This is a genomic window from Mesorhizobium sp. Z1-4 (assembly GCF_004000235.1).
Classification (GTDB): Bacteria; Pseudomonadota; Alphaproteobacteria; order Rhizobiales; family Rhizobiaceae; genus RCIO01.
The window spans coordinates 1-1,974 of record NZ_RCIO01000018.1; the positions used below are offsets into that span (position 1 = coordinate 1).

The following is a 1,974-nucleotide window of genomic DNA, read 5'->3' on the forward strand; positions in this document are numbered from 1 at the left end:
ACGTGTTTGGCCCGGCTCTCGAGGCGGCGCTCCGCGAATGGGGCTATGCCGTCGTCACAAATCAGGCGACCGATGGCGGCGCGGTGACGCCGCTGGCCTATTCGATCGATCCCTTTGAGGGTGGCGTGCTGGTGCGGCTCTCGACCCTGCAGGTCGAGCTGACCCGCATGTACACGCTCAGCGCCACGGGCGCGGCACCGGCCAGTCCCTTGTCTGTCATGCAGCGCGGATCGGAGGACGCATCGTGACCGAGTCCCTGAAGCTGGGCGGCGCCGGTCCGCAGAACGGACCGCGCATCAGGCGCCTCAATCGCGTTCCGGTGATCGTCGCCATCCTGCTGGTCGTCATCTTTCTGGCGGTGATCTTTTACGGCCTGTCGTCGAGAGGATTGCATTTCGGGGGCGATCCGCAGATCGAGCCGTCGTCAGCGCGGCCTGCGTCCAACGACGCCGAGCGTCTGAAGCAAGGTGTGCCGGACGGGATCATCGGTGAGCCGCAGCCCGTCGTGGTCCAGCCGACACCAAGCGTGGAGCCTGAGCGACCGAGAAACCCGTTTCAGCGGGAACCAGAGCCGACGCCGACCGTCGTAACCGCCCCTCAGCCGACGCTCGAGCCGGAAGAGGTGTGGCGGGCGCGGCTGCAGCGCGAACAGGACGAACAGGTGCTTCGAGAGTATCAGCGGCAGCAGATGGCGAGCATCCAGGCTGAAGGTGCCGCCTTCGACTCTCCGATTGCGGTCAATCTGAAGGATCTCGAAAATTCAGCTGGCGCAACGGCACCTACCTTCCAGCAAACGGGATTGGCGACTGCGAACCGGCCGGCAAGCGCGCTTGATCTTTACAGCGCCGCTCTTCAGTCCGGAATCGGCCAGACTGCCGACCCGAATGGCCAGGACTCCAAACGGCAATTCTTCAATCAAGATATCGCCGATCTCGGCTATTTGCCGAATTCCGTGGTGCCGCAAATGTCGCCTTTCGAGCTGAAACGCGGCTCCGTAATTCCGGCGACACTGATCACCGGCATCAACTCCGATCTTCCCGGCCGCATCACCGCGCAGGTGTCGCAGAATGTCTATGACAGCGCGACCGGGCGGCGGTTGTTGATTCCGCAAGGCGCGAAGCTATTCGGGCGATACGACTCCGACGTAACTTTTGGCCAGAACCGGGTTCTGGTTGTTTGGACGGACATCATCTTCCCGAACGGCTCGACGCTGCAGATCGGGGGCATGGCCGGAACGGACGGCGCGGGATACGGCGGTTTCCACGATCAAGTCGACAACCACTATCTGCGCACGTTCGGATCGGCGGTCCTCGTAGCGCTGATCGGCGCCGGCACCGACATGCTGCTCCCTGACGATAACAGCACGTCGACGACGGTGGGCAGCGCCAGCGACGCGGCGCGCCGCTCCTTCGCCGAGACGTTCGGCCAGATTTCGGAGCAGACCGTGTCGAAGAACCTCAATGTGCAGCCCACGCTCGAGATTAGGCCGGGCTATCGTTTCAACGTCCTCGTCGATCAGGACATAATATTCTGGAAGGCCTATCCATGATGTTGGTCGGGGCGCCACGCCCAAGTTAACGCGGAGCTTGTTTTTGTCGCCAGCTACAATGTCGGATTTTGATGATACTTGACGTGAACCCATGAACCTCCTCCAGATTTTGGTAGACTCCGTCGATCACGTGATGCGTTTGTTCGCCGCGAATGGGGAGCAGGTCATGGCTATTGCACTCCCTCCAGATTGAACCCCGCTGAGACTTTCCTGCCGGCTGGCTTCATGCCCCTGAGTCCTAGCGTTAGGCACCGGCTGTGCCCGTGCAGGTTCGTCAGGCAATTGCTAGTTTACGACGTCGGCGCCGGTACAGCATCTTTCCAAGTCGGTGGCCGAGCAATGCAGCAATAATGGTGAAATAGACGAGCGGCCCCACCTGCCAGGACTTTACCACCAAAAGGTAGTGCAGTGCCGCCGCCGCTGCC

At 61.7% G+C, this 1,974-nt stretch carries 2 protein-coding genes; both read left to right on the plus strand.

The features are described from left to right. Positions 1 to 248 (plus strand): conjugal transfer lipoprotein TrbH (locus tag EP165_RS20250; RefSeq protein WP_501981698.1); only part of this gene is annotated, 248 nt, incomplete at its 5' end. Then, positions 245 to 1,549 carry an IncP-type conjugal transfer protein TrbI gene (gene trbI / locus EP165_RS20255; protein ID WP_127524666.1) on the plus strand — a complete coding sequence of 435 codons (1,305 nt, stop codon included), beginning with the start codon at positions 245 to 247 and terminating at the stop codon, positions 1,547 to 1,549. The genes EP165_RS20250 and trbI, both read left to right, overlap by 4 nt. The last annotated feature ends 425 nt before the right edge of the window (positions 1,550 to 1,974 follow it).